The organism is Xanthomonas sp. SI (assembly GCF_014236855.1).
Classification (GTDB): Bacteria; Pseudomonadota; Gammaproteobacteria; order Xanthomonadales; family Xanthomonadaceae; genus Xanthomonas_A.
On record NZ_CP051261.1, the window covers coordinates 2,634,431 to 2,660,761 of the forward strand.

Genomic DNA, 26,331 nt, shown 5'->3' on the forward strand with positions numbered 1-26,331 from the left:
CGCTCATTGCGACGCCCGCCACGCCTAGCGATACGGCAGCGAGCCATTGGCTTGCCGCCGTCACAACCAGCAAGGCGGCGCGTACGCGCGACCGTCATCCGTGTGTGCATGTGTCCTGGGAGGGAAACATCATGTCATCGCGTCACTACCGTGGTCCGGCCTCGCCGACCGCAGCGGTTCGTCATACCTGTCTTTTGCGTCGCTCGGCCATGGCGCTGAGCATCGGCCTGTTGCTCAGCGCGCAGGCGATGGCACAGGACGCCGCGGACAGCAGCAAGAAGAAGAGCGCCGATCCGGTGACCCAGCTCGACGCGATCGAGGTCAAGGGCGTGCGTGCCAGCCTGATCAAGTCGCAGGCGATCAAGCACGATGCCGAGCAGATCGTCGACTCGGTCAGTGCCGAGGACATCGGCGCGCTGCCCGACCGCAGCGTCACCGAGACCCTGCAACGGGTCAGCGGCGTGACCATCGACCATTTCATGGCACGCAACGATCCCGACCATTTCTCCGCCGAAGGCAGTGGCGTGATGATCCGCGGCATGACTCAGGTGCGCGGCGAGCTCAACGGCCGCGACAGCTTCAGCGCCGCCAGTGGCCGCGGACTCAGCTTCGAGGACGTGCCGGCCGAACTGATGGCCGGCGTGGACGTGTACAAGAACCCGTCGGCCGAGATCATCGAAGGCGGCCTCGGCGGCACGGTCAACCTGCGCACGCGCATGCCGTTCGACCAGCCCGGCCGGGTGATCGGCTTCACCGCCGACGAGAACTACGGCGACTTCAGCAAGACCTACAAGCCGTCCGGCTCGTTGCTGTTCAGCGATCGCTGGAACACCGGTGTCGGCGAAATGGGCTTGATGCTGGACGTGGCCTATTCGGAACTGGCCACCCGCAGCGACGGCATCCAGGTGGAGCCGTTCGTGCGCCGCACCGATCCGGCGTTGCTGGCCGGCACCGATTTCGACAAGGTCTACGTGCCCGGCGGCGTCAACTGGCGGCAGCTGGACTTCGAGCGCAAGCGCAAGGGCGTCGCAGGGGCGTTCCAGTGGCGGCCCAGCGACGACACCGAAATCTACGTGCAGTACATGCGTTCCACCTACGACATGAACTGGCAGGAGCGCGCGGCGTTCTTCAACGACGACACCAACGCGATCAGTCCCGCCCCCGGCACCACCTTCACCTACGACGCCGACGGCCGTTTCGTCAGCGGCTCGCCGGTGTCCAGTTCCTGGCGCGGCAACGTCACCGGCAACGATGGCGTGCGCTTCTACACCGACAACCGCTACGCGCAGCAGAGCACCACCACCTCCGACCTGTCCGGCGGCTTCAGCCACAAGCTCACCAGCAACCTGACCGTGCGCGGCGACATGCAGCTGGTGCAGTCGGAAAGCGATTCGCTGGACTTCACCGTGTTCAGTTCGATCTACCTGCCGGGCCTGAACTTCGACCTGAGCAACAAGTACCCGGCGGTGTCGATCGCCGATACCAGCTACACGTCCAACCCCTCCAACTATTTCTGGAGCGCGGCGATGGACCACCTGGCGAAGAACCGCGGCCGCGAACTGGCCACGCGCTTCGACCTGGAATACACCTACGACGACAATCCGTGGCTGCGCACCTTCCGCGCCGGTATCCGCGCCACCGACCGCACCCAGACCAACAAGAACTCCGGTTACAACTGGGGCGTGATCAGCGACAACTGGGCGATGATTCCCGGTACCGCCAACGGGACCGGCCTGGCCGACCTGGCCAGCTATTCGCCGGAGTCCTCGGAGCTGTATTCGTATTCGAACCTGTTCCGCGGCAAGGTCAACGTGCCCAACAGCCTGTACTTCCCCAGCAACGCCGCGGTCAAGGACTATGCCGGCACCTCCAAGCTGATCCAGCAGCTGGTGGCGCTGCGCGGCTGGGGCTGGGCGCCGGACCAGTACCAGTTGCAGGACACCAACCGTCAGTTCGAGCGTACCCAGGCGGCCTATGCGGTGCTGTACTTCGGCAACGACGACGCACTGGGCGTGCCGGTGGACGGTAACGTCGGCGTGCGCATCGTGCAGACCAAGACCGAGGCTACCGGCTACGGCCAGTTCCCTGACCTGTCGGCCACCGCGGGGTCGGACGCGCTCAAGGCGCAGTACACCGGGCAGTACTTCCCCAACAACGCGCAGGGCAGCTACACCAACGTGCTGCCGAGCTTCAACATGCGCTTCAAGTTCTCCGATGCGCTGCAATGGCGCATCGCCGCGTCCAAGGCGATGTCGCGTCCGGACTACACCCAGCTGCAGCCGTATCTGTTGCTGGCGGCGACCACCGAGGACGACGGCACTGTGTCCAAGTGGACCGGCACCGCGGGCAATCCGAACCTCAAGCCGATGAAGGCCAATCAGTACGACACCGCGCTGGAATGGTATTTCGACACCAGCGACATGATGTACCTGACCCTGTTCTACAAGAGCGTCAAGGACTACATCTCCACCCAAACCACCACCGAGACCTACGGCGGCCAGGATTGGCTGGTGACGCGGCCGTTCAACATGTCCAAGGGCCGCATCCGCGGTTTCGAATACGGCTACACGCAGTTCTTCGACTCGCTGCCGGGCTGGCTGAGCGGCTTCGGCGTCAATGCCAACTTCACCTTCGTGGACAGCAGCGGCGGCGTCAATTCCGCGACCGATCCCTACACCCAGACCACCGTCACTGGGGTGAGCCTGCCGCTGGAAGGCCTGTCGCGGCGCAGCTACAACCTCGCCGGCATCTACGAGAAGGGACCGTTGTCGGTGCGCCTGGCCTACAACTGGCGTTCGCGCTACCTGCTGACCGCCAGCGACGTGTCGACCAAGCTGCCGACCTGGTCGGACGACTACGGCCAGCTCGACGCTTCGGTGTTCTATCGCTTCACCCCGCACCTGCAGCTCGGTGTCCAGGCCAACAACCTGACCAATACCGTGACCAAGGTGTTGATGGGGCCGACCTCCTATGCCGACGGCGAGGTCGACAACCACCTGTACACGCGCAGCTGGTTCGTCAACGACCGCCGCTACTCGCTGGTGCTGCGCGGCAACTGGTAAGCGGCATCCGCCAAGGCGTTTTCCTGGCCCGCATGCGCCCCGCGCATGCGGGCTTTTTCGTGCCGCCGCGCCGAAACCGGCGCTGCCTTGCAGGTGCGCCGCTATTCATGGTTGTGCACGTGTTTCGTATGTAAAAAAAGTATAGCTAACTGTAAATATTTCATTGGTTGGCGTGGGCGACTGCGACCTATTCTCACCTCCGAGTCGTGATCGCTTTCGATCGCGTGCGCGTCGCGATCATCCCGTGCGCGTCCGGACTTGCGGCCAGCACTCCATTTCGACCGGTGCGGCCGGACAACTAGAAGCGGCGACGTTGCCCTTGGCGCGATCGCCAGATCGTTTGCACATTGTGTCCTGGGAGGGAAACACCATGTCAGCGCCCCATCACCATTGTCCGCCTGCGCGGACCGTGGCGCCCCGTGCTACCCGTTCGATTTCCGGCTGCGGCGTGCGCCGTTCCGCCATTGCCCTGGCCGTCGCTGCGCTGGTCGCCGCGTCCGCCGCGCAGGCCCAGCAGGCCGAGCAGGCCGCGCCTGCGCAGGCCGACGCTGCCACCACCCAACTGGATACGGTGCAGGTCAGCGGCACCCGCAGCAGCGTGACCAAGGCGCAGCTGGTCAAGCAGAATTCCGAGCAGATCGTCGACTCGATCGTGGCCGAGGACATCGGCAAGCTGCCCGACAACAACGTCGCCGAGGCGCTGCAGCGCATCTCCGGCGTGCAGATCGCGCGCAACTACGGCGAGGGCAGCAGCATCGCGATTCGCGGCCTGACCCAGGTCCGCACCGAGCTCAACGGCCGCGACATCTTCACCGCCAACGACGGCCGTGGCCTGAGCTTCGAAGACGTGTCGGCGGAACTGCTGGCTGGCGTCAACGTCTACAAGAATCCGTCCGCGGACATGATCGAAGGCGGCCTGGGCGGCACCGTCGACCTGCGCACGCGCCTGCCGTTCGACTACGACGCGCGCAAGATCGCCGGCAGCGTGCAGTACAACCACTACGACCTGGCCGACGACAGCAAGCCGGCGTTCTCCGGCATGTACAGCGACCGCTGGCAGACCGGCATCGGCGAGATCGGCCTGCTGGTGAACTACTCGCAGCAGACCAGCCCGTTCCGCCAGGACACCATCTCCATCGAGCCGTGGTACACGCAGACCGATCTGCCGGGCTACGAAGGCCAGGGCATCTCGGTGCCGCATGGCGCCGGCACCAACACCACGGTCGGCGAGCGCAAGCGCAAGACCGGCGCGTTCGCGCTGCAGTGGCGGCCGAACGACGACGTCGAGGTCACCGCGCAGGTGCTGCGCTCGGACTACGATTTCCGCTGGCACGACTATTCGTTCTTCGCCTACAGCGGGCAGAACCCGATGCAGGGCTACGACGACATCGTGGTCAACGACCGTAACGAATTCGTCAGCGGCACGTTCCAGAACACCCCGGCCGATTCCAATACCAGCCTGACCGAGCGCCATTCGGTGACCACCGACTACGCGCTGGGCGCCAAGTGGACGGTGTCGCCGAACCTGACCCTGAGCACCGATTTCCAGTACATCGATGCCACCACCAAGGGCACGCGCTACATCCTCGGCACCGGCATGGACACCACGCCGCTGTACACCATCGACTTCCGCGGCGACCTGCCGCGCCTGTCGGTGACCGATGCCGCCGGCAACCCGGGCTACCTGGCCGACCAGGCCAACTACAGCGGCTGGAAGTTCCATCTGGACAACAAGGACGACAACAAGGCAACCGAGTTCGCCTGGCGCAGCGACATGGACCTGGCGTTCGACGACAGTTTCGCGCGCAGCTTCAAGGCCGGCGTGCGCTATACCGACCGCGATGCGCAGAACAAGGGCAACGTGTGGCGCTACATGTACCTGGGCGCGCCGTTCTCGCAATACCCGGAGGCGCAGGTGATGCAGAATCCGATCACCGATTTCTTCCGCGGCGATTCGCAGACCTTCGGTCCCAGGCTGACCCCGTCCGACACGCTGGTCGACAACTACGCGGAAGCGTTGAAGGTGTTCGGCGCCTCGCCGCTGAGCTTCGCGCCTAACAACATCAACGGCCAGGGCGAGAAGACCTACGCCGCCTACGGCGTGCTGCGCTTCGGCGTGGACAGCGGCGCGATCCCGTTCGACGGCAACATCGGCCTGCGCATCGTGCGCACCAAGGTCGATTCGCAGGGCGTGCGCACCGGCACCGATGCCGAGGGCGGCGGCCTGCTGCCGGTGGACGTGCAGCAGACCTACACCGACGTGTTGCCGAGCCTGAATCTGCGGTGGATGCTCACCGACACGCTGCAGTGGCGCTTCGCCGCCTCGCGCGGCATCTCGCGCCCCGACCTCAACCAACTCAACCCGAACCTGAGCCTGGGCACCGCCACCGGCAGCGACGGCACCACCCGCCGCACCGGCTCGGCCGGCAATCCCGACCTGCGGCCGATGAAGGCCGACCAGTTCGACACCGCGCTGGAGTGGTACTTCGGCAAGGGTTCTATGATGTACGGCACGGTGTTCTACAAGAAGGTCGACGGCTTCATCGCCGATGCCGTGTTCGAGGAAGTCTATGGCGGCCAGACCTGGGAGATCACCCGCCCGGTCAACGGCAAGGACGGCAGGATCAAGGGCGCGGAGCTGGGCTATACCCAGTTCTTCGATTTCCTGCCGGGCTGGCTGAGCGGCTTCGGCCTGCAGGCCAACTACACCTACGTGGACAGCGAGGCGCCGAGCCCGACCGCCACCGACACCAACGGCCAGGCGCTGACGGTGCCGTTGCAGGGCTTGTCCAAGAACAGCTACAACCTGATCCTCAGCTACGAGATGTCGCGCTTCCAGGCGCGCGTGGCCTACAACTGGCGCAGCGACTGGCTGGTGACCACGGCCGGCAACGGCACCGGCAATCTGCCGGTGTACAACAAGGGCTTCGGTCAGCTGGACGCGTCGGTGCGCTACAACATCGACGACGTGTGGTCGGTGTCGGTGGATGGGGTCAATCTGCTGGATACCCGCAACGAGAGCTACCTGGGCGTGGAATCGCGTTACCGCGACTTCGTGATCAACGACCGCCGTTACGGCCTGACCCTGCGCGCCAGCTTCTGAGCGCGGCGCAGTCGATCCGCTCCTGCCCGCGTTGCGTGGCCGGAGCGGGGGCTTTCCTGCCGATGGCGTGGCCGTCGGTTGTAATCGGAGTAGGGCGCACGATGCGGCAACATCGCTTGCTGGGATTCGACGCAGTGCCTGGCATGTCGCAGCGTGCCGGGCGGCTGCGTTTGGCCTGGCGGGTGCTGCTGCTGGCTTTGCTGTGCAGCGCGGTTCCGGCGTTCGCGGCGCCATCGCTGCCTTACCAGTTCCGCAGCGTCGCCATCGGCGGCGGCGGTTTCGTCAGCGGCCTGCTGTTCCATCCGGCGCAGCAGGGCCTGCTGTATGCGCGCACCGACGTCGGCGGCGCCTACCGCTGGGACGCCGCGTCCGCGCACTGGGTCGCCTTGACCGACTGGCTCGGGCCGGACGACCAGAACCTGATGGGCATCGATGCGTTCGCGATCGACCCGCACGATCCGCAGGCGCTGTACCTGGCCGCGGGTACCTATCTGCACCCGCGCGCCGGCAACGCCGCGATCCTGCGTTCGCACGACCAGGGGCGCAGCTTCGTGCGCACCGATCTGCCGTTCAAGCTGGGCGGCAACGAACTGGGCCGCGGCAACGGCGAACGGCTCGCGGTCGACCCCAACGACGGCAGCGTATTGCTGCTCGGTTCGCGCAATGCCGGCCTGTGGCGCAGCGCCGACCGCGGCGCGCATTGGCAGCGGGTAAATTCCTTTCCGGCGGTGGCCACCGGGCCGTCGGCCAGCGCGGTGAACCATGCCGGACACCGCCAGCAGGTGGGCATCGCCTTCGTGCTGTTCGACCCGGCCAGCGCCGCCGGCGGTGGCGCTTCGCAACGGATCTACGTCGGCGTGTCCACGCCGGAACAGAGCCTGTTCGAGTCCGCGGATGGCGGGCGCAGCTGGCGGCCGCTGCCGGGGCAGCCGACCGGGTTGCGTCCCAGCCACATGGTGCGTTCCAGCGCAGGCATCTACTACCTCAGCTACGGCGATCAACCGGGTCCGGACCTGATGGCCGACGGCGCGGTCTGGAAGTACGAACCGGCCGCGGCACGCTGGACCGACATCACTCCGGTGCCGCAACCTCGCAGCGGGCCGGGCTTCGGTTGGGGCGCGGTGGCGGTGGACCCGCGCCAGCCGGACACGCTGATCGCCAGCACGTTCCGCCGCTACCAGCCGGGCGACGACATCTACCGCAGCACCGATGGCGGGCGCAGCTGGGCGCCGCTGTTCCCGCGCTCGCGCTTCGCGCACGACGCGGCGCCGTGGACCGCGCAGGCCCGTCCGCACTGGATGGCGTCGCTGGCGATCGATCCGTTCGACAGCGACCGCGCGCTGTTCGTCACCGGCTACGGCATCTGGGCCTCGCGCAACCTGCGCGCGTTCGATGCCGCCGATGGCGTGGTGCAGTGGTGGTTCGCCGACGCCGGGCTGGAGGAAACGGTGCCGCTGGACCTGCTCAGCCCGGCGCAGGGCGCGCACTTGCTCAGCGCGCTCGGCGACATCGATGGCTTCCGCCACGATCGCCTGGACCGCGCGCAGTCGCAGTTCGCCGGGCCGCGGCTGACCAACGGCGAGAGCATCGATGCCGCCGGCCAGGCGCCGCAGCTGGTGGTGCGCAGCGGCACACTGCGCGAGCGGCGCGACGGCGAGGTGCGCGCGGCATGGTCGCGCGATGGCGGCGCCAGTTGGACGGCATTCGCCAGCGAGCCGCCGGTGGGCGAGGGCGCCGGGCATATCGCGATCAACGCCGACGGCAGTCGCGTGATCTGGTCGCCGCGCAACGGCGGCAGCGCCTGGGCCAGCGACGACTGGGGCCAGCAGTGGCAGCGTGTGGAAGGCTCCTCAGGCAGCCTGCTGATCGAGGCCGACCGGGTCGATCCGCAACGCTGGTACGCGGTGGATGCGGCCGGCGGCCGTTTTTCTCTCAGCGAGGACGGCGGCCGCCGGTTCCGCGACAGCGGCGTCGAGGTCGGCGCGCCGTCCGCTGCCGAGCGCACCCGCCCGCAGTTGCGCCCGGATCCGGCGCGTGCCGGCGTGGTCTACCTGGCCAGTCCCAGCCACGGCGTGATGCGCTGGCAGGACGGCCGTCTGACCGTGCTGTCGAAGGTGGACGAGGCGCGGTCGCTGGGCCTGGGCCGGGCGCCGCGCGATGGCGCCGCGCCGATGCTGTTCCTCGCCGGCAGCGTGGACGGCGTCGGCGGGCTGTTCCGTTCCGAAGACGAGGGCAGGCACTGGCAGCGGATCGACGACGACGCGCACCGTTTCGGCCGCCCCTACGCCGTCACCGGCGATCCGCGCGTGGTCGGCCGCGTCTACTTCGCCACCGGCGGTCGAGGCATTTTCTATGGCGATGCACCGTAATCCTTGCGGCCAACGCAGCGTCCGCGTCCTTGCGCCGGCACGCGCAGGCGGCGCTGTGCCATGGTCTGTCTCGCCGTGCGCACCGACGCCGGCCGCACCCAACAACCCAGGATCGATCCGATGAACGCACGCCCGACCCGTTGTCTGCGATGGCTGGCCGTAGTGGCACTGGCGGCGTTGCCCGCATCGGCCTGGGCGGAGTTGCAGCTGCCGTTGCTGTTCGCCGATGGCGCGGTGCTGCAACGCGATGTGCCGATGCGCGTGTGGGGCTGGGCCACGCCGGGCGCGCGCATCCAGGTGCGTCTGGACGGCGCCGCGGCGACCGCCGTCGCCGCCGCGGACGGGCGCTGGCAGGCGCAGCTGCCGGCGCATGCGGCCGGTGGACCGTATGCCTTGGAGGTGCAGGGCGACGGCGCGCAACGCCGGATCGGCGACGTGCTGGTCGGCGACGTGTGGCTGGCCAGCGGCCAGTCCAACATGGAGTGGCCGCTGGCGCAGGCACGCGACGGTGCGCGCGAGGTGGCCGCGGCGAACGATCCGCAGTTGCGCCATTTCAAGGTACCCAAGTCGTGGTCGCCGCAGCCGCAGCGGCAACTGGCCGGTGGCGAGTGGAAAGCCGCCACACCGCAGGATGCCGGCGCGTTTTCCGCGGTGGGCTATTTCTTCGCGCGCGAGTTGCGCAGGAGCACCGGGGTGCCGATCGGCATCATCGACAGCAGTTGGGGCGGCAGCGCGATCGAGGCATGGATGGATGCCGCGGCGCTGGGCATGGATGCCGCGCAGACCGAACACAGCATCGCCGCGCTGCAGGCCAAGGACGCGCAGACCCTGGCTGCGGTGCGGCAGCGCATCGCGCGCTGGCCGGCGGTGGCCGATGGCGCCGAGCAATGGCGCGACGCCGACCTGGACGACAGCGACTGGGACCGGATCGCGGTCGATCGCAACTGGGAGGCCAGCGGCTACGACGGCATGGACGGCATCGCCTGGTACCGCACCGCCTTCACCCTCAGCGCGGAGGAAGCCAAGGCCGGCATCGCCCTGGGGATCGGCCAGGTCGACGACTCGGACGTCACCTACGTCAACGGCCAGCCGGTCGGACATACCGAACAGCGCTGGAACCTGCCGCGCGTGTACCGCGTGCCCGCGGCCGCGCTGACGGCCGGCGTCAACCGCATCGCGGTGCAGGTGACCGACCTCAGCGGCGGTGGCGGCCTGCACGGCGACGACAGCGAACGCTTCGTGCAACTCGGCGACGGCACCAAGCGCCCGTTGCGGGAATGGAAATTCCGCCCGGCCAAGGTGAGCGTGACCCTGGACGATGGCAGGAACCAGCAACCGACCCTGCTGTACAACCGCATGATCCATCCGCTGCAGCCGTTCCCGCTCAAGGGCGTGATCTGGTATCAGGGCGAGAGCAATGCCCACGAAGGCGGCGCGCTGCGCTACCGGGAGCAGTTCGCGACGCTGATCCGCAGCTGGCGCGAGGAGCGCGCACAGCCGCGGTTGCCGTTCCTGTGGGTGCAACTGGCCAATTTCCAGGCCGGGTCCGACAAGGGCGACCTGAGCCCGTGGGCGCAGCTGCGCGAATCGCAGTCCAGGACCCTGGCGCTGCCAGCGACCGCGCAGGCGGTGACCATCGACATCGGTACGCCCGGCGACATCCATCCGACCGACAAGCAGGACGTCGGCCACCGCCTGGCGCTGGCCGCGCGGCATGTGGCCTATGGCGAACGGCTGGTCTACAGCGCGCCGGTGTTCGCGCAGGCCGAGTTCGGCGGGCATGCGGTCGCGCTGCGTTTCGATCCGATGGGCAGTGCGCTGGCGGTACGCGGCGGCGGCCCGTTGCTGGGCTTCAGCGTGGCCGGCGCCGACCGCCGTTTCCATCCGGCGCAGGCGCGCATCGACGGCGATCGGGTCGTGGTCGAGAGTGCCGAGGTGGCGCAACCGCAGGCGGTGCGCTATGCCTGGAGCGAAAACCCGGCCGAGGCCAACCTGGTCAACCGCGAGCAGTTGCCCGTTTCCCCCTTCCGAACCGATACCTGGTGACACGGAGTCCGATCCGCATGCATTCCCTCGCTTCCCGCACGCTCCCCGCACGCCGCCGCTGGCGTCCGCTGCTGGCCACGGCGCTCGCGCTCGGCCTGGCCGCGTGCGCGCCTGAGCAGGCGCCCATCGATGCCGGGACGGCCAAGCCGGATGCTGCCACACCCGCCGCGGGCCAGCCTGCTGGCGCAGCGGCCGTGGCGCCGGCGCCGATCCCGCAACTGCTCAGCAAGGACGGCAAGCATGCGCTGCTGGTCGATGGCGCGCCGTTCCTGATCCTCGGCGCGCAGGTCAACAATTCCAGCAACTATCCCGCCGCCCTGGACAAGGTGTGGCCGGCGATGCAGTTCCTCGGCCCCAACACCGTGCAGGTGCCGATCGCCTGGGAGCAGGTGGAACCGGAGGAGGGCAAGTTCGATTTCTCCTTCGTCGACACGCTGCTGGCGCAGGCGCGCGCCCACAAGGTGCGGCTGGTGCTGCTGTGGTTCGGCACCTGGAAGAACAACGGCCCGGCCTACACGCCGCACTGGGTCAAGACCGACAACGTGCGCTTCCCGCGGGTCGTCACCCGCGACGGCAAGGCGCTGGGTTCGCTGTCGCCGCTGGCGCCGGCCACACTGGACGCCGACCGCAAGGCCTTCGTCGCCTTCATGAAGCACCTCAAGCAGGCCGATCCGCAGCGCACCGTGCTGATGGTGCAGCCGGAGAACGAGCCAGGCACCTACGGCAGCGTGCGCGATTTCTCGCCATTGGCGCAGCAGGCCTTCGACGGCCCGGTGCCCGAGGCGCTGCTGCAGAAACTGGGCAAGCCGCCGGGCAGCTGGGCGCAGGTGTTCGGCGCCGACGCCGACGAATTCTTCCACGCCTGGCATATCGGCCACTTCATCGACCAGGTGGCCGCGGCCGGCAAGGCCGAGTACCCGCTGCCGATGTACGTCAACGCGGCGCTGCGCGGTCCGTTCAATCCGGGCCAGCCTGGCCAGTACGCCAGCGGCGGCCCCACCGATAACGTGCTCGACGTGTGGAAGGCCGCTGCGCCGCACATCGACCTGCTGGCGCCGGACATCTACATGCCCGAGTACCGCACGTACACCACGGTGCTGGAGCGCTACGCGCGGCCGGACAACGCGCTGTTCGTGGCCGAGACCGGCAACCGGCCCGAATACGCGCGCTACCTGTACGCCGCGCTCGGCCACGACGGCATCGGCTGGTCCACGTTCGGCATGGACTACACCCGCTATTCCAACTATCCGCTCGGCGCCAAGGTGGTCGACGAGCCGACCATGGCCCCGTTCGCGCTGGGCTTCAAGGCGGTGGGCATGGGCATGCGTCCGTTCGCCAAGGCCGCCGCCGAAGGCAAGCTGCACGGCACCGCCGAGGAGCCGGGCCAGCCGGTGCAGGAGCTGCGCCTCAACGAACGCTGGAGCGCGACCATCACCTACGGCGTGCCGCAGTTCTGGTTCAAGGGCACGCCGCCCGGCAATCCCGAGCCGACCGGCGCGGCGCTGATCGCCGAACTGGGCCCGGACGAATTCCTGGTCACCGGCTACCACGTGCGGGTGACCCTGCACCCGGCCAGCGCCGCGACCGCGAACATGGTCTACGACCGGGTCGAGGAAGGCTTCTACGATGACACGCAGTGGCGGTTCCAGCGCAACTGGAACGGCGATCAGACCGACTACGGCGTCAATTTCTCCGATGTGCCGCAATTGCTGAAGATCACGCTGGCCACCTACTGACACCTCGGCGCCGCCAGCGTGCGGCGCCGTCACCCGCTACAGAGGGAGTGAACATGTACAACGCGAACCGTCCCGTCCGCCCGGCGATGAAGCCGCTGCCGCGCCTGCTGGCCTTGTCGCTGGCGCTGCTCGCCGCCGGCATCCACGCGCAGGAAGTGAAGAAGGACGCCGACGGCGTCACCGTGCACCCCAGCGCCAAGGGCGCCGCGCCGGTGCGGCTGCAGGTGGTGGACAGCGGCATCATCCGCGTCAGCGCCGATCCGGATGGCGATTTCAAGCGCACCCCGAGCCTGATGCGGGTGCCGGTGCAGGGCGACACCGCCTACCAGTTCGACGAGCAGGGCGACACGGTGCGGGTCAGGACCGCCAAGGTCACCGCGCAGGTGTCCACGGTCGATGGCCATGTCAGTTTCGCCGATGCCGACGGCAAGCCGCTGCTGGCCGAAGCGGCGGGCGGGCGCAGCTTCGCGCCGCTGAAGGTGGAGGGCACCTCCTACCTGAGCACGCGCCAGCGCTTCGCCTCGCCCGACGACGAAGCCTTCTACGGCTTGGGCCAGCACCAGCAGGGCTGGATGAACCAGAAGGGCCGCAATGTCGAGCTGCTGCAGAGCAATATCGACCTGGCGGTGCCGTACCTGGTGTCCAGCCGCAACTACGGCATCCTGTGGGACAACAATTCGATCACCCGCATGGGCGACCCGCGCGGCCTGCAGCCGCTGCCGGCCTCGCTGAAGCTGTACGACGCCAAGGGCAAGCCGGGTGCGCTGACTGCGCGCTATTCGGTCAACGGCAAGCAGGTGGTCGAGCGCCGCGAGAAGGAGCTCAACTACCAGTACATCAAGGACCTGGCCAAGTTCCCGGCCAAGGCCAAGCCCAGCGACAAGAGCCGCATGCAGGTCAGCTGGGAAGGCGAGATCGAGGCCAGGAGCGGCGGCGAGCACAGCTTCTCGCTGTACTCCAGCGAGTACGCCAAGCTGTGGGTCGACGGCAAGCTGGTGGTCGACCGCTGGCGCCAGAACTGGAACCCGTGGCACAACGAGTTCACCCTGGCGCTGCAGCCGGGCCAGCGCCACAAGATCAAGGTCGAGTGGGACCTGATCGACCCGAGCTACATCGCGCTGCTGCACCGCGACCCGCTGCCGGCGGCCGAGGCCAAGGACCTGTCGCTGTGGTCCGAGGCCGGGCAGATGATCGACTACTACTTCGTCGCCGGCGCCGACGCCGACCAGGTCATCGCCGGCTACCGCGAACTGACCGGCAAGGCGGTGCTGCTGCCGAAGTGGGCCTACGGTTTCTGGCAGAGCCGCGAGCGCTACAAGAGCCAGGACGAACTGGTCGCCGCGCTGGCGGAATACCGCAAGCGCAAGCTGCCGATCGACAACATCGTGCTCGACTGGTCGTACTGGCCGGAGAACGCCTGGGGTTCGCACGACTTCGACAAGGCCCACTTCCCCGATCCGGATGGCATGGTCAAGTCGGTGCACGACATGCACGCGCAGATCATGATCTCGATCTGGCCGAAGTTCTATCCGACCACCGCCAACTACAAGGAACTCGACGCCGCCGGGCACATGTACAGGCGCAACGTCGAAGTCGGCGAACTGGACTGGATCGGCAAGGGCTACAAGAACTCGTTCTACGACCCGTATTCGGCCGATGCGCAGGCGATCTACTGGCGGCAGATCAACGACAAGCTCAACAGCAAGGGCTTCGATGCGTGGTGGATGGACGCCGACGAGCCGGACGTGCACTCCAACCTGGACATCGGCGAGCGCAAGGCGCGCACCACGCCGACCGCGCTGGGCCCGTCCACCGAGTTCTTCAATTCCTACCCGTTGCCGCACACGCATGGTGTGTACGAGGGCGACCGCGCCGCCGACGGCAAGCGCGTGTTCATCCTCTCGCGCAAGGGCTATGCCGGCACCCAGCGCAATGCGGTGGCGGTGTGGAGCGGCGACATCGTCTCGCGCTGGGACGACATGCGCGACCAGATCTCCGCCGGCGTCAACGTCTCCATGTCCGGCCTGCCGAACTGGACCTTCGACATCGGCGGCTTCGCGGTGGAGAAGCGTTACGAGGACCAGGACCCGGCGCACCAGAGCGAATGGCGCGAGCTCAACACGCGCTGGTTCCAGTTCGGCGCGTTCGTGCCGCTGTTCCGCTCGCACGGCCAGTTCCCGTTCCGCGAGATCTGGAACATCGCCCCGGAAGGCACGCCGTACTACGCGAGCATGGCCTACTACAGCCGCCTGCGGTATGCGCTGCTGCCGTACATTTACACGCTCGCCGGCGACACCTATCACCACGACGGGGTGATGATGCGCGGCCTGCCGATGGACTTCCCGCATGATCCCAAGGTCGCCGACATCAACGACGAGTACCTGTTCGGACCGTCCTTCCTGGTCGCGCCGGTGACCCGTTTCGGCGCCACCTCGCGCCAGGTCTACCTGCCGGCCGGGACCTCGTGGATCGACTTCAACAGCGGCAAGCGCTACGACGGCGGCCAGAGCATCGACGCCGCCGCGCCGCTGCAGCGCATGCCGCTGTTCGTGCGCGCCGGTGCCATCGTGCCCACCACCACCGTGCAGCAATACGTGGACGAGGTGCCGAACGCGCCGCTGACCGTGGTCGTCTATACCGGCGCCGACGGCCAGTTCTCGCTGTACGAGGACGACGGCAAGGGCTATGGCTACGAGAAGGGCGAGTTCAGCCGCATTCCGCTGCGCTGGAACCAGGCCAAGGGCGTGCTGACCATCGGCGCGCGCGAAGGCAGCTGGCCGGGCATGCTGGCCAAGCGCACCATCAACGTGCGCTTCGTCGATGGCGTGCGCGAGGAGACCGGAGCACTGGAGCCCAAGGCCGACGCCAGCGTGCAATACAGCGGCAAGCCCTTGAACGTGGCGCGCAAGGCCGCGAAGGGTGCCAAGCGCAGCAAGGCGAAGTGATGGCCGCGGTACGCGGCAACCCGGGCGGGAACGGTGCCGTGGCGCGGGTGGCGTTGCGGCGCGTTTGCGGCGCGAGCGGTGCCGCTTCGCGCCCGGATTCGCTATGGGGCCGGTGTGGGCGGGCGGCCTGTGCTCGCCGCGCGTGGCCGCGCGTGCGTCCGCCGCAGGCGATCGGGAGTGCAAGATGCGCATTGCGTTGACCCGCCGCGAGCTGTGCAAGGCGATCGGCGGCGGCCTGGTCGCCGGTCTCGCGGTGCCAGGCGCTGCGCTCGCTGCCGATGCCGATGTGGAGACAGCGCGCGCGCCGGTACCGGCAGCCGCCGCCGAACCGGCCGCGCTGCAGCTGTGGTACCCGCGTCCGGCCACGCAATGGGTGGAGGCGCTGCCGGTCGGCAACGGCCGGCTCGGTGCGATGGTGTGGGGCGGCATCGCCCACGAACGCCTGCAGTTGAACGAAGACACGCTGTATGCGGGCCAGCCCCACGATGCCACCTCGCCGGAGGCGTTGGCGGCGTTGCCGCAGGTACGCGCGTTGATCTTCGCCGGTCGCTATGCCGAAGCTGAGGCATTGGCCGATGCGAAGATGCTGTCGCGCCCGCGCAAGCAGATGCCTTACCAGCCGCTGGCCGATGTGCTGCTCGACTACGACCGTGCCGATGGCATCGACGGCTATCGGCGCGAACTCGATCTGGACACCGCGCTGACCAGCACCCGCTTTGTCTCGGGCGACGCCACGCATGTCCGCGAGGTGTTCGTCTCGCCAACCGAACAGTGCATCGTGGTGCGTCTGTCCTGCGATCACCCCGGCCGCATCTCGCTGCGCATCGGCATCGACAGCCCACAGGCCGGCGAGGTCACCGAAGAGCAGGGTACGTTGCTGTTCGCCGGGCGCAACGCCGGTTTCGCCGGCATCGACGGCGGGTTGCGCTTCGCGTTGCGCGTGCTGCCGCAGGCCACTGGCGGCCAGACCCGCATCGAGCGCGGGCGGATCCGCATCGAAAACGCCGACGAGGTGGTGCTGCTGCTGACCGCCGCCACCAGCTACCGGCGCTACGACGACGTCGGTGGCGATCCGCTCGCGCGCAGCGCCGCGCAGCTGCGCAAGGCGGCGGCGCTGCCCTATGCGCAGTTGCTGCAGCGGCATCTGGCCGAACACCGACGCATGTTCCGCCGGGTCGCGATCGACCTGGGCAGCAGCGCCGCCGCGCAGCTGCCCACCGACGAACGCGTACGCCGCTACGCCGACGGCAACGATCCGGCGCTGGCCGCGCTTTACCACCAGTACGGCCGCTACCTGCTGATCAGCAGTTCGCGGCCGGGCAGCCAGCCGGCCAACCTGCAAGGCGTGTGGAACGACCTGATGCAGCCGCCGTGGGAGAGCAAGTACACGGTCAACATCAATACCGAGATGAACTACTGGCCCAGCGAGGCCAACGCCCTGCACGAGTGCGTGGAACCGCTGGAAGCCATGCTGTTCGATCTGGCAGAAACCGGCGCCCGCACTGCGCGGGCGATGTACGGCGCACCGGGCTGGGTGGTGCACAACAACACCGACCTGTGGCGCCAGGCCGGGCCGGTCGACGGCGTGAAGTGGAGCCTGTGGCCGATGGGCGGCGTCTGGTTGCTGCAACAACTGTGGGACCGCTGGGACTACGGCCGCGATCGCGCCTACCTGCAGCGCATCTATCCGTTGTTCAAAGGCGCGGCCGAGTTCTTCGTCGCCACCCTGGTGCGCGATCCGCAGAGCGGCGCGTTGGTGACCAACCCATCGATGTCGCCGGAGAACCGGCATCCGTTCGGCGCCGCACTGTGCGCCGGCCCGGCGATGGACGCGCAATTGTTGCGCGATCTTTTTGCGCAGTGCATCAAAATGGGCCGCTTGCTGGGCGTGGACGCAGCCTTCGGCGAGCGCCTGGCGGCGCTGCGCGCACAGCTGCCGCCGGACCGCATCGGCGGCGCGGGGCAACTGCAGGAGTGGCAGCAGGACTGGGACATGCAGGCCCCGGAAATCCACCATCGCCACGTCTCGCATCTGTATGCGCTGCATCCGTCCAGCCAGATCAACTTGCGCGACACCCCTGAGTTGGCCGCCGCCGCCCGGCGCTCGCTGCAGCTCCGCGGTGATAGCGCTACCGGCTGGGGCCTCGGCTGGCGCCTGAACCTGTGGGCGCGGCTGCGCGACGGCGAGCATGCGCATCGTATTCTGGCGATGCTGCTGTCGCCCGAGCGCACCTATCCGAATCTGTTCGACGCGCATCCGCCGTTCCAGATCGACGGCAACTTCGGCGGCACCGCGGGCATCACCGAAATGCTGCTGCAGAGTTGGGGCGACAGCATCTGGCTGTTGCCGGCGCTGCCGCAGGCCTGGCCGCAGGGGCAGGTGCGCGGTCTGCGCGTGCGCGGCGCGGCAGGCGTGGATCTGGCCTGGCGCGATGGCCGCCTGCAGCATGCGCGACTGAGCAGCGAGCGTGGCGGGCACTACACTTTGGTTTACGGCGGGCAGTCCCTGACCGCCGATCTTTCTCCTGGAGCGACGATGGAACTGGGTTTGCACGACGATCGGCTGGTGCGGCAATGAGTCTGTACATCGGCCTGGACGTGGGCACGCAGAGCGTCAAGCTGCTCGCCTACGATGCGGATAGCCGGCGCGTGGTCGCCACGCACGGCCATGCGCTGGAACTGATCAGCCGCGACGACGGCACCCGCGAGCAGCAGGCGCAATGGTGGATCGACGGCATCGTCGCCTGCTTCGCCGCACTGAGCGCCGAGCAGCGCGCGCAGGTGCGCGCGATTTCGGTCTCCGGCCAGCAGCACGGCTTCGTGCCGGTGGATGCGCAAGGGCAGGTCACCGCGCCGGTCAAGCTGTGGTGCGACACCAGCACCCAACTGGAGTGCGAGGAGATCATGCAGGCCGCCGGCGGCGAACAGCGCTGCGTGGAGCTGGCCGGAAATCCGATCCTGGCCGGCTACACCGCCTCCAAGCTGCCGTGGACGCGCAAGCACCGCAGCGACGCGTACGCCAGCATGACCTCGGTGCTGCTGCCGCACGACTACGTCAATTTCTGGCTCACCGGCGAGCGCTACACCGAGTTCGGCGACGCCTCCGGCAGCGGCTGGCTGGACGTGCGCACCCGGCAGTGGTCGGCGCCGCTGCTGCAGGCGATCGATCCGCAGCGCGACCTGGCCGCGGCGCTGCCGCCGCTGGTGCCGACCGAAACCACCTTCGCCCTGTCCGCGGCCGCGGCGCAGACCCTGGGCCTGCCGCGCGAGGTGCGCGTGGCCACCGGCGGCGGCGACAACATGATGGCCGCGATCGGCACCGGCAACGTGGTGCCCGGGCGGCTGACGATGAGCCTGGGCACGTCCGGCACGCTGTTCGCGTACGCCGATCGGCCGGTGGTGGACGATGCCGCGCGCTGGGCCGCGTTCTGCTCGTCCAGCGGCGGCTGGCTGCCGCTGATCTGCACGATGAACTGCACCGTGGCCACCGAGACCATCTCGCGCCTGTTCGGGATCAAGACCGGGCAGGGTGAGGCCTTGCTCGAGGCCACCGCGCCCGGCGCTGGCGGGCTGGTGTTGCTGCCGTTCTTCAACGGCGAGCGCACCCCGAACCTGCCGGCCGCGCGCGGCTGCATGACCGGCATGGACCTCCACAACACCACCCCGGCGCATTTCTACCGCGCGGCGATGGAAGGCGCCAGCTACAGCCTGCGCAACGGCTTCGACGCCTTCGTCGATGCCGGGCTGGCGTTCGACTCGATCTACGTCACCGGCGGCGGCAGCAAGAGCGCCGGCTGGCGGCAGCTGATCGCCGACCTGTTCGGCTTGCCGGTGCACGTGCCGGCGCAGGCCGAGGGGGCCGCGTTCGGCGCCGCGCTGCAGGCGCTGTGGGCCGACGGCCACGCGCAGGGCGACCAGGCCAGCCTGGCCGAGGTGGTGCTGCAGCACCAGCAGGACGAAGCGACGCTGTCGGCGCAGCCCGATCCGCAACGCGGTGCGCAGTACCAGGCGCACTACCAGACCTTCTTGAAACACTTGCATGCCATTGGCCCGCTCTACGCCGGCTGATCCACTTTTTCCCCCGCAAACGCACAGCAGGATTTCGTCATGAGCAACTCCGTCTACATCGGCGCCAAGGAATACTTCCCGGGCATCGGCCGCATCGCGTTCGAAGGCAAGGCCTCGGACAACCCGCTCGCCTTCAAGGTCTACGACGCGACCAAGCGCATCGGCGACAAGACCATGGCCGAGCACCTGCGCTTCGCGGTGGCGTACTGGCACAGCTTCTGCGGCAACGGCGCCGATCCGTTCGGCCCGGGCACGCGCGCCTATCCGTGGGACGCCGGCAGCGACGCGCTGGGCCGCGCCGAGGCCAAGGCCGATGCGGCGTTCGAGTTCTTCACCAAGCTCGGCGTGCCGTACTACTGCTTCCACGATATCGACCTGGCGCCGGACGCCGACGACGTCGGCCAGTACGAGAAGAACCTCACGCACATGGTCGGCATCGCCAAGCAGCGCCAGGCCGACACCGGCATCAAGCTGCTGTGGGGCACCGCCAACCTGTTCTCGCATCCGCGCTACATGAACGGTGCCTCGACCAATCCGGATTTCAACGTGGTCGCGCGCGCGGCGGTGCAGGTCAAGGCCGCGCTCGACGCCACGGTGGAGCTGGGCGGCGAGAACTACGTGTTCTGGGGCGGCCGCGAAGGCTATGCCAGCCTGCACAACACACAGATGAAGCGCGAGCAGGACAACATGGCGCGCTTTTTGACCATCGCCCGCGACTACGGCCGCAGCATCGGCTTCACCGGCAACTTCCTGATCGAACCCAAGCCGATGGAGCCGATGAAGCACCAGTACGACTTCGACAGCGCCACGGTGATCGGTTTCCTGCGCCAGCACGGCCTGGACAAGGACTTCAAGCTCAACATCGAGGCCAACCACGCCACGCTGTCGGGCCACAGCTTCGAGCACGACCTGCAGGTGGCCAGCGATGCCGGGCTGCTTGGCAGCATCGACGCCAACCGCGGCAACCCGCAGAACGGTTGGGACACCGACCAGTTCCCGACCGACCTGTACGACACGGTCGGCGCGATGCTGGTGGTGCTGCGGCAGGGCGGGCTGGCGCCGGGCGGCTTGAACTTCGACGCCAAGGTGCGGCGCGAGTCGTCCGATCCGCAGGATCTGTTCCTGGCCCACATCGGCGGCATGGACGCGTTCGCGCGCGGGCTGGAAGTGGCCCATGCGCTGCTGACGTCCTCGCCGCTGGAGCAATGGCGCGCCGAGCGTTACAGCAGCTTCGACAGCGGCGCCGGCGCGGCGTTCGCGGCCGGCAGCAGCACGCTGGCGGACCTGGCGGCGCACGCGGCCAAGGCCGGCGCGCCCAAGCAGGTCAGCGGCCGCCAGGAAGCCTACGAGAACCTGATCAACCAGTACCTGATCCGCTGATGCGCGCGACGGCCGGCGGCACCCTTGCCGCCGGCCGTGCTGTCCTTCCCCGATGGCGGCCTTCCTTTCTGCACGACACCAGGTGACTCAATGTCCAGCGTATCCCTAGACCGCGCCCATGGCGCAGGCGAGAACACGCGCCTCATCATCCTCATCAGTTGCGTCGCCACCATCGGCGGCTTCCTGTTCGGCTTCGACAGCGGCGTGATCAATGGCACCGTCGACGGCCTCAAGCAGACCTTCCATTCCAGCGCCGCCGGCACCGGCTTCGAGGTCGCCTCGATGCTGCTGGGCTGCGCGTTCGGCGCGTTCTTCGCCGGCTGGCTGGCCGACCGGCTCGGCCGCCGTGCGGTGCTGATCATCTCCGCGGTGCTGTTCCTGCTGTCGGCGCTCGGCGCCGGCGCCTCGCACAGTTCGATGTTCTTCGTTTTCGCGCGGGTCATGGGCGGCTTCGCGGTCGGCGCGGCCAGCGTGATGTCGCCGGCCTACATCGCCGAGGTCGCGCCGGCGCGCTACCGCGGGCGCCTGGCCACGGTGCAGCAGATCGCGATCATCGGCGGCCTGTTCACCGCATTCCTGAGCAACTACGTGCTGGTCAAGCTGGCCAGCGCCTCGACCGAGCCGCTGTGGCTGGGCCAGGCCGCATGGCGCTGGATGTTCTGGATGCAGGCATTCCCGTCGCTGGTGTTCCTGCTGCTGTTGCTGGCGATCCCGGAAAGCCCGCGCTACCTGGTGGTCAAGGGCCGTCGCGAGGATGCGCTGGCGGTGCTGACCAGGCTGTACGGCCCGCGCGAGGCGCAGGCCAAGCTCACCGAGATCTCCGCCTCGCTGGCGGCCGACCAGCACAAGCCCAAGCTGTCGGACCTGGTCAGCAAGGTCACCGGCAAGGTGCGCCCGATCGTGTGGATCGGCATCGGCCTGGCCACCTTCCAGCAGCTGGTCGGCATCAACGTGGTGTTCTACTACGGCGCGGTGCTGTGGCAGGCGGTGGGCTTCTCCGAAAGCGATTCGTTGCTGATCAACGTGCTGTCCGGCGCGCTGAGCATCGGCGCCTGCCTGATCACGGTGATGCTGATCGACAAGATCGGGCGCAAACCCTTGCTCTGGATCGGCTCGGCCGGCATGGCGGTGTCGCTGGCGCTGGTCACCCTGGCCTTCGCCAGCGCCTCGCTGGACGCGGCGGGCAAGCTGGCGATGTCGCCGGGCATGGGCCGCTTGGCGCTGGTTGCGGCCAACGTCTACGTGATCTTCTTCAACATGTCCTGGGGCCCGGTGATGTGGGTGATGCTGGGCGAGATGTTCCCGAACCAGATCCGCGGCTCCGGCCTGGCGGTGGCGGGCGCGGCGCAGTGGACCTCGAACTTCGCCATCACCGTCTCGTTCCCGATCCTGCTGGGCAGCATCGGCCTGGCCGGCGCCTACGGCATCTACACCGTGGCCGCGTTCATCTCGGTGTTCTTCGTGCTCAAGTACGTGTACGAGACCAAGGGCCGCGAGCTGGAGCAGATGCAGGGCTGAGTCCGCGCCGGCGCGGTCCAGGCCGCGCCGGTGCCGAACGAACGGCCGCCGGCGGGGCGGATCGCGGCCACGGCCCGTTGCGCAGCGTGCGGTGGCTGCGCCCAGGGCAGGCCGCCGCATCGGCCGGCCCCACAACGCAAAAGCCCCGCCAGGGCGGGGCTTTTGTGGTTTTCGCTGCAGGCAAGGCGACGATGGTGCTCCCTAGGGGGCTCGAACCCCTGTTTTAGCCTTGAGAGGGCCACGTCCTAACCATTAGACGAAGGGAGCAGGTTGGTCGCATCGATTGCAGGGCGCTAGTATATGGGGCTAGCCGCCCGGCGGCAATCCCGCAACTCGATACGGAAGCGCCATCATCAATCCGCCAGTTCCTGTGCCGTTCACCCTGCAGCTGATCCCGCGCGATCAGCACAACGTCTCGCGCAAGGACATCAGTCCCAATGCGTTGCGCGTGCTGTACCGGCTGCGCGAAGCCGGCTTCGGCGCGTACCTGGTCGGCGGCGCGGTCCGCGACCTGTTGGTCGAGCTGCAGCCCAAGGACTTCGACGTCGCCACCGACGCCACTCCCGAGCAGGTCAAGCAGCTGTTCCGCAACTGCCGCCTCATCGGCCGCCGCTTCCGCCTGGCGCACGTGGTGTACGGCCGCGAGATCATCGAAGTGGCCACGTTCCGCGCCAACGTCGACGACGGCAGCGGCGACCGCGAGCTCGACAACGGCCGCCTGGTCCGCGACAACGTCTACGGCAGCATCGAGGACGACGCGGTACGCCGCGACTTCACCTGCAACGCGCTGTACTACGCGATCGAGGATTTCTCGGTACGCGACTACACCGGCGGTTTCGCCGACGTGCAGGCGCGGCTGATGCGCATGATCGGCGACCCCGAGCAGCGCTACCGCGAAGACCCGGTGCGCATGCTGCGCGCGGTGCGCCTGGCCGCCAAGCTGGACTTCGAGATCGAGCCGAGCACCGCCGAGCCGATCCCGCGCCTGGCTGGGCTGCTGGCCGAAGCGGCGCCGGCACGGCTGTTCGAGGAAGTGCTGAAGCTGTTCCTGTCCGGCGACGGCGTGGCCAGCTTCGAAGGCCTGGAGCGTTACGGCCTGCTCGCCGCGCTGTTCCCGGAGAGCGCAGCGGCGCTGAATTCCAACCGCAGCGGCGCGCTGCGGCGGATGCTGATCGAAGGCCTGCGCAACACCGATGCGCGCGTGGCCAACGACGAGCCGGTGTCGCCGGCGTTCCTGTTCGCGCTGCTGCTGTGGCCGGCCTACTGCCGCGCGCTGATGGCGTTGCAGAAGCAGGGCATGCAGCTGGAGGAGGCGCAGCGCCGCGCCGCCGACCGGGTGACCCTGCACCAGCTGAGCACGGTCGCGCTGCCGCGGCGCTTCTCGCTGCCGATGCAGGAAATCTGGCTGCTGCAGTCGCGCTTCACCTCGCGCCAGAAGAAGCGGGTGGTGCGCACGCTGTCGCATCCACGTTTCCGCGCCGCATTCGATTTCCTGATCCTGCGCCAGTCGGCCTCGGCCGAGCACGAGGCCGACATCGCCTATTGGCGCGAATTGCAGCAGCAGCCCGGCTACGCGCCGCCGCCGCGCGGCTTCGACCCGGAGGTCGACTACGTCGGCGACGAGGTGGCGATGGCCCCGGCCGACAGCGAGGAAACCCCCAAGCGCCGCCGGCGCCGGCGCCGGCGTCCGGATGCCGCCGCACCGGCCGAGTGAGCGTGTCGCCTAGTCCCGCGCCGGTGCAGGCCTGCATCGGCCTGGGCGGCAACCTCGGCGATGCGGTCGCGACCCTGCGCACGGCCATCATCGAGCTGGACACGCTGCCGCACACGCGCCTGCTGCGCGCCTCGCAGCTGTACCGCAGCCCGGCCTGGGGCAACCAGGCGCAGCCTGACTTCATCAACGCCGCGGCCGTGCTCAGCACTGCGCTGCCGGCGTTGGAGCTGCTGCAGGCGCTGCTGGCGCTGGAAGGCCGCCACGGCCGCCAGCGCACCCCCGGCGAACGCTGGGGTCCGCGCACCCTGGACCTGGACCTGCTGCTGTACGCCGAGGCGGTGATCGACCTGCCCGGGCTGCAGGTGCCGCACCCGCACCTGCACCAGCGCGGCTTCGCCTTGCTGCCGCTGGCCGAGATCGCCGCCGAGGCGACCATCCCCGGCCATGGAACGGTGCGTGACATACGCGACCGCATCGAAACCGACGGGATCGTGGCAATCGGTAGATAATGCCCGGCTTATCACCGCACCGCATGAGCTTATGAGCAGCCACGCCGACAGCAAGCCCTGGACCGTTCCCGCCCTGGCCGAGGCCAAGCGCCGCCAGCAGAAGCTGGTGATGCTGACCGCCTACGACGCCGGCTTCGCGCGCGCGTTCGACGCCAACGGCGTGGACCTGATCCTGATCGGCGATTCGCTGGGCATGGTGGTGCAGGGCCACGACTCGACCCTGCCGGTGACCGTGGACGACATCGTCTACCACACCGCCGCGGTGGCGCGGGTGCTGCAGCGCGCGCTGCTGGTGGCCGACCTGCCGTTCCAGTCCGACGCCACCCCCGAGCGCGCGCTGGACGCCTCGACCCGGCTGCTGCAGGCCGGCGCGGAGATGGTCAAGCTGGAGGGCGCCGGGTACAAGCTGGAGGTGATCCGCTTCCTCAGCGAGCGCGACATCCCGGTGTGTTCGCACCTGGGCCTGACCCCGCAGTCGGTGCTGACCTTCGGCGGCTACAAGATCCAGGGCCGCGAGGAGGCCGCCGCGGCCAAATTGCTCGACGACGCCAAGGCGGTGGCCGCGGCCGGCGCCGCGCTGCTGGTGCTCGAATGCGTGCCGTCGCCGCTGGCCGCGCGGATCACCGCGGCGATCGACATCCCCACCATCGGCATCGGCGCCGGCCCCGACTGCGACGGCCAGGTGCTGGTGCTGCATGACTTCCTGGGCCTGGACAGCGGCCACCGGCGGCCGCGCTTCGTCAAGGATTTCCTGGCCGAAGGCGGCTCCATCGCCGGCGCCGTGCGCGCCTACGCCGACGCGGTGCGCGCCGGTACCTTCCCCGACGCCGAACACGCCTACGCCAAATGATCGAGACCATCACCGACCTGGCCCGGCTGCGCGCCGTCGTTTCCGGCTGGAAGCGGCAGGGCCTGCGCGTGGCCTTCGTGCCGACCATGGGCAACCTGCATGCCGGGCATTTCTCGCTGGTGATGCTCGCCCGGCAGTACGCCGACCGGGTGGTGTCCAGCGTGTTCGTCAACCCGACCCAGTTCGGCCCGAACGAGGACTTCACCCGCTACCCGCGCACCCCCGAGGCCGACACCAGCGGCCTGGAAGGCGCCGGCTGCGACGTGCTGTGGCTGCCGACGGTGGAGAGCATGTACCCGCTGGGCGTGGAGCTGGCGCTGCGCATGCACACGCCCGGCGTCAGCGAAGCGCTGGAAGGCGCCTGCCGGCCGGGGCATTTCGACGGCGTGTGCACTGTGGTCGCGCGCCTGTTCAACCAGGTGCAGCCGGACCTGGCCGCGTTCGGCAAGAAGGACTACCAGCAACTGGCGGTGATCCGGCAGATGGTCGCCGACCTGGCGTTCCCGATCGAGATCCTGGGCGGCGGCATCGTGCGCGAGGCCGACGGCCTGGCGATGAGCTCGCGCAACCAGTACCTGTCGGCCGAAGAGCGGCCGCGCGCGGCGCAGATCCGCCAGACCTTGCTGGCGATGCGCGACGGGCATGTCGCCGGGCGGCCGCGCGCCGAGATCGAGGCGGCGGCGACCAGACAGCTGCAGGAGGTCGGCTTCGAGGTCGACTACACCGTGCTGCGCCTGCCCGACCTGAGCGAGCCGCAGGACCAGGAAGGCCCGCGCGTGGCCTTGATCGCCGCGCGCCTGGGGCGCACCCGGTTGATCGACAATCTGGAGTTTTGAGCGCGGCAGCGCATTGCGGCTGTCGCGGCGTCGGCGCCGGCAATGTGCCAAATACCGTCGAGGTGGCGGATCGCCTGTTGGCTTCGCGCGTCGCGACTGAAGTCGCTCCCACAGGGGCTGTCGAGCCCGCCGCTTCGTTCGTCGCGGCTGAAGCCGCTCCTACAGGGCTTGTGGCGAGCCGGCTGGGTGCACTGT

14 protein-coding genes and 1 tRNA gene are annotated in these 26,331 nt (G+C 68.6%); 14 read left to right on the forward strand and 1 reads right to left on the reverse strand.

Annotation, left to right across the window (positions count from 1 at the left end; translation table 11 throughout):
* The first annotated feature begins 209 nt into the window (after nt 1–209).
* The 10 genes from HEP75_RS10995 (at nt 210) to HEP75_RS11040 (ending at nt 22,227) form a co-directional block, all read left to right on the forward strand.
* Nucleotides 210–3,062 carry a TonB-dependent receptor gene (locus HEP75_RS10995; protein WP_185823566.1) on the forward strand — a complete coding sequence of 951 codons (2,853 nt, stop codon included), beginning with the start codon at nt 210–212 and terminating at the stop codon, nt 3,060–3,062.
* A gap of 370 nt (nt 3,063–3,432) precedes the next feature.
* A complete protein-coding gene (locus tag HEP75_RS11000) occupies nt 3,433–6,165 on the forward strand; it encodes a TonB-dependent receptor (protein WP_185823567.1) in 2,733 nt (910 codons plus the stop codon).
* 143 nt (nt 6,166–6,308) lie between these two features.
* Nucleotides 6,309–8,534 carry a cellulase gene (locus HEP75_RS11005; RefSeq protein WP_185823568.1) on the forward strand — a complete coding sequence of 742 codons (2,226 nt, stop codon included), beginning with the start codon at nt 6,309–6,311 and terminating at the stop codon, nt 8,532–8,534.
* 120 nt (nt 8,535–8,654) lie between these two features.
* On the forward strand, nt 8,655–10,580 hold the full coding sequence (locus tag HEP75_RS11010; protein WP_185823569.1) for a sialate O-acetylesterase: 1,926 nt from the start codon (nt 8,655–8,657) through the stop codon (nt 10,578–10,580).
* A 17-nt stretch (nt 10,581–10,597) separates the two neighbouring features.
* The gene (locus tag HEP75_RS11015) at nt 10,598–12,316 is read left to right on the forward strand and encodes a DUF5597 domain-containing protein (protein WP_185823570.1); all 1,719 of its coding nucleotides are present in this window, start codon (nt 10,598–10,600) and stop codon (nt 12,314–12,316) included.
* A 53-nt stretch (nt 12,317–12,369) separates the two neighbouring features.
* On the forward strand, nt 12,370–15,261 hold the full coding sequence (locus tag HEP75_RS11020) for a TIM-barrel domain-containing protein (protein ID WP_185823571.1): 2,892 nt from the start codon (nt 12,370–12,372) through the stop codon (nt 15,259–15,261).
* Nucleotides 15,262–15,445: 184 nt separating this feature from the next.
* Nucleotides 15,446–17,839 (forward strand): glycoside hydrolase family 95 protein, encoded by a 2,394-nt coding sequence (locus HEP75_RS11025; RefSeq protein WP_185823572.1) that lies wholly within the window; start codon nt 15,446–15,448, stop codon nt 17,837–17,839.
* Nucleotides 17,836–19,329, forward strand: a complete 1,494-nt coding sequence (gene xylB / locus HEP75_RS11030; RefSeq protein ID WP_185820259.1) for a xylulokinase — start codon at nt 17,836–17,838, stop codon at nt 19,327–19,329. The genes HEP75_RS11025 and xylB overlap by 4 nt, the downstream gene beginning before the upstream one ends.
* A 39-nt stretch (nt 19,330–19,368) precedes the next feature.
* The gene (gene xylA, locus HEP75_RS11035) at nt 19,369–20,709 is read left to right on the forward strand and encodes a xylose isomerase (protein ID WP_185823573.1); all 1,341 of its coding nucleotides are present in this window, start codon (nt 19,369–19,371) and stop codon (nt 20,707–20,709) included.
* Nucleotides 20,710–20,799: 90 nt separating this feature from the next.
* Entirely contained in the window at nt 20,800–22,227 is a 1,428-nt protein-coding gene (locus HEP75_RS11040) for a sugar porter family MFS transporter (protein ID WP_185823574.1), read from the forward strand.
* Nucleotides 22,228–22,419: 192 nt separating this feature from the next.
* Here the strand turns inward: HEP75_RS11040 and HEP75_RS11045 are convergent.
* A tRNA-Glu gene (locus HEP75_RS11045) sits at nt 22,420–22,494 on the reverse strand.
* A gap of 103 nt (nt 22,495–22,597) precedes the next feature.
* On the opposite strand from HEP75_RS11045, the gene pcnB reads away from it, so the two are divergent.
* The 4 genes from pcnB to panC are packed head-to-tail and all read left to right on the forward strand — an operon-like array spanning nt 22,598 to nt 26,136.
* Complete coding sequence (gene pcnB, locus HEP75_RS11050; protein WP_255423825.1) at nt 22,598–23,941, forward strand: polynucleotide adenylyltransferase PcnB; 1,344 nt, start codon at nt 22,598–22,600, stop codon at nt 23,939–23,941.
* Nucleotides 23,938–24,450, forward strand: a complete 513-nt coding sequence (gene folK / locus HEP75_RS11055) for a 2-amino-4-hydroxy-6-hydroxymethyldihydropteridine diphosphokinase (protein WP_185823575.1) — start codon at nt 23,938–23,940, stop codon at nt 24,448–24,450. Before pcnB ends, folK begins: the two co-directional genes overlap by 4 nt.
* A 31-nt stretch (nt 24,451–24,481) precedes the next feature.
* A complete protein-coding gene (gene panB, locus HEP75_RS11060; protein WP_185823576.1) occupies nt 24,482–25,300 on the forward strand; it encodes a 3-methyl-2-oxobutanoate hydroxymethyltransferase in 819 nt (272 codons plus the stop codon).
* Nucleotides 25,297–26,136: a pantoate--beta-alanine ligase gene (panC, locus tag HEP75_RS11065; RefSeq protein ID WP_185823577.1), complete on the forward strand. Its 840-nt coding sequence runs from the start codon at nt 25,297–25,299 to the stop codon at nt 26,134–26,136. Before panB ends, panC begins: the two co-directional genes overlap by 4 nt.
* Nucleotides 26,137–26,331: the final 195 nt, after the last annotated feature.